This window comes from Helicobacter sp. 12S02634-8 (assembly GCF_002272865.1).
Lineage (GTDB): Bacteria > Campylobacterota > Campylobacteria > Campylobacterales > Helicobacteraceae > Helicobacter_J.
In genome coordinates this window covers 1-2033 of sequence record NZ_MLAP01000036.1, presented here as the reverse complement: position 1 = coordinate 2033, position 2033 = coordinate 1, and the positions used below count along the sequence as shown (strand labels likewise).

At 35.8% G+C, this 2033-nt stretch carries 5 protein-coding genes and 1 pseudogene; 3 read left to right on the top strand and 3 right to left on the bottom strand.

Annotated features, from left to right (window positions below; all coding sequences use genetic code 11):
- Positions 1-150 precede the first annotated feature (150 nt).
- Positions 151-627, bottom strand: coding sequence for a hypothetical protein (locus BKH46_RS09200; RefSeq protein ID WP_095226528.1), 477 nt, complete (start codon positions 625-627; stop codon positions 151-153).
- 153 nt (positions 628-780) lie between these two features.
- On the opposite strand from BKH46_RS09200, the gene BKH46_RS09810 reads away from it, so the two are divergent.
- Positions 781-912, top strand: coding sequence for a hypothetical protein (locus BKH46_RS09810; protein WP_275542191.1), 132 nt, complete (start codon positions 781-783; stop codon positions 910-912).
- A gap of 4 nt (positions 913-916) precedes the next feature.
- On the opposite strand, the gene BKH46_RS09195 is transcribed toward BKH46_RS09810, so the two are convergent.
- Both BKH46_RS09195 and BKH46_RS09190 read right to left on the bottom strand, forming a co-directional pair.
- Complete coding sequence (locus BKH46_RS09195) at positions 917-1156, bottom strand: hypothetical protein (protein ID WP_095226527.1); 240 nt, start codon at positions 1154-1156, stop codon at positions 917-919.
- Positions 1149-1364 (bottom strand): hypothetical protein, encoded by a 216-nt coding sequence (locus BKH46_RS09190; protein WP_095226526.1) that lies wholly within the window; start codon positions 1362-1364, stop codon positions 1149-1151. Before BKH46_RS09190 ends, BKH46_RS09195 begins: the two co-directional genes overlap by 8 nt.
- A 32-nt stretch (positions 1365-1396) precedes the next feature.
- On the opposite strand from BKH46_RS09190, the gene BKH46_RS09185 reads away from it, so the two are divergent.
- Entirely contained in the window at positions 1397-1684 is a 288-nt protein-coding gene (locus BKH46_RS09185) for a hypothetical protein (RefSeq protein ID WP_143428957.1), read from the top strand.
- Between the two features lie 252 nt (positions 1685-1936).
- Positions 1937-2033, top strand: a pseudogene (locus tag BKH46_RS09760) (type II CRISPR-associated endonuclease Cas1); the annotation flags it as partial.

Sequence of the window (2033 nt, the reverse complement as noted above, 5' to 3'; positions counted from 1 at the left end):
TAACTGAAACTAACTATTCTTCAAACCATCTTTTAAAGCTCTAAAAACACCTTTTAAATCAACTTTAAATCGTATTAAATAACAATAATGCCAAGGTCTTGCTCTTAATTCAAAAGCTCTTTTATTCGGCAAACAAGGAGGGGGAGCTCGCTATATCCTTGCTAGCAAAAAGCCAGCGACTACACTTCTGTAGTCTTTTTTCTGCCTTTTTACACCACGCAAGGGCGAGCGAATACACAGCAATTTGAAGTTTTCTATCCTTGCCTTTTGCATAGACAAAGCCCATTTATCACTCGCATTGATGGCGTATCCTAGGGAATTGACATTTTGGTGGTTGAGAGTGACAAGAGAGGCTAGAGAGAGCTTTTGTTGTTGTAGCACTGAGTTGAGATGGATAGATTCTTGGATGGGGGCTGAGAGAAGATTATAAGCAGTCTTCAATCCCGATAGAGCAATAGAGGAAGCCTGCAAAGAGTGTGCAACTCCATCAATTTTATCTTTAAGGGTGCTGAAACCTCTGGAAGCTTGAATAGTTGCTACTTGCGTTTCTTCCAATATCTCATTGGCTTTTTTGAGCTTCCCAACTTGAGCATCAAACTTTAATTCAACATTTACATTTTTTGTCATATAATAATCCTATTAACTATTAAAGGCTGCAAATGATTTATGCTCCACCAAGTGGCATTTTTGGCTTCTTGTTTTTCTTGATAATGATTTATATTTTTTATTATTTTTTTATTAAACTCCCTAGACAAGAAAAAAAAACAAGCCAAGCGAGCTATGGAAGAAGCCAAAAACAAATTCCTTCAAAATCAAGAAGCAAAGGCTTATCTCCAAGAGGGCTATGAAATCAAAAAAATCACAGACGCAGGCAATGGCATTTATAACTTTGAATTGAGTAAAAAAGCCTAATTTTCTATTCACCTCTAATCCTTTCAAACTCTGCGAGCATTTCTTTTAAGACCCCATAGACTTCTATGGAGTCCAAATCATATTTCTTAGAAAAATCTTTGACAATTAAATAATCCACTTCACTCCATAGACTCATACCCCCTCCATTGACCCTTTGGGCAAGCACAAAGCAAGAAGCAATCAAAATTTCTTCTAAGTCTTGCAATTCGTGGGCTAAAAGAACAGAGTTTTTATCTTTAGACAAATATGCCTGCTCCTTTGCCCACAACCTTAGTTTTTTCTTTTGACTTCTTTTGTTCTTTTCCTATTTCTTCAATCTCTGCTTTTGGCATATTGTTTTTTAATCCTATCTTCAGTCCTAAGTCTAGTTTTGTAGCTTTGGTAACTCTGCTGATGGCTTTATTTAAGTCTTCAAGATTGGCTTTAATATCTAGCGTGATAGATGAATTCATTGTTTGCCTTTTTGGTATAGAATTGGATAAATGTGAAATGGAGTCAATTGATGGTGATGTTTTGTGTCAGATTGATTAATTTTTTGAAAATAAGTATCATCTGTATTGTGCCTATCATTTGCTTTTTGGGGATTGTATTTGCTTGGTCGGCAACAATGCAGGATATTTTGGATTCTGTTTTTGTCTATACCATTGCAGGTATTGTTTTCTTTGGTATCCCGTTTTATTGGCTCTTGCTTTTGGTTCAAAGAATCATCATTGCCTTTTATGATAATGAAAAGGAATTTTGGAATATATCTCAATATGCCCCTAATATTTAGCACCCTATAATCCACTCTTTGCCTCCAATATATTCTTAGAAATCTTTATATAGTCTTCAAACTCACTCCACTGCATATTTTCAATGTCCTTTAAAGGACAATCAAGCAGATTTCTATAAAATTTCTCATACGATTACTGATGATTTTATGTTAAATCAAGCCATTATTAGGGTATGTTATATCATTTAGGCTTTGAGTTGTGGGTCATTGAGTGACGATTATAGGGGATTTACTCGCAAAGAGCCCACCCCCATCAATGCTGCCCTCAACTATGGTTATGCAATCATCAGAGGTTCTATAGCAAGGAGTCTAGTGAGTAGTGGGCTTTTGCCTACTTTGGGGATTTTTC

Bases quoted from the DNA above. Each gene is read 5' to 3' on its own strand.
- BKH46_RS09200 (WP_095226528.1), bottom strand. From the start codon at position 627: ATGACAAAAAATGTAAATGTTGAATTAAAGTTTGATGCTCAAGTTGGG.
- BKH46_RS09810 (WP_275542191.1), top strand. From the start codon at position 781: ATGGAAGAAGCCAAAAACAAATTCCTTCAAAATCAAGAAGCAAAGGCT.
- BKH46_RS09190 (WP_095226526.1), bottom strand. From the start codon at position 1,364: ATGAATTCATCTATCACGCTAGATATTAAAGCCAATCTTGAAGACTTA.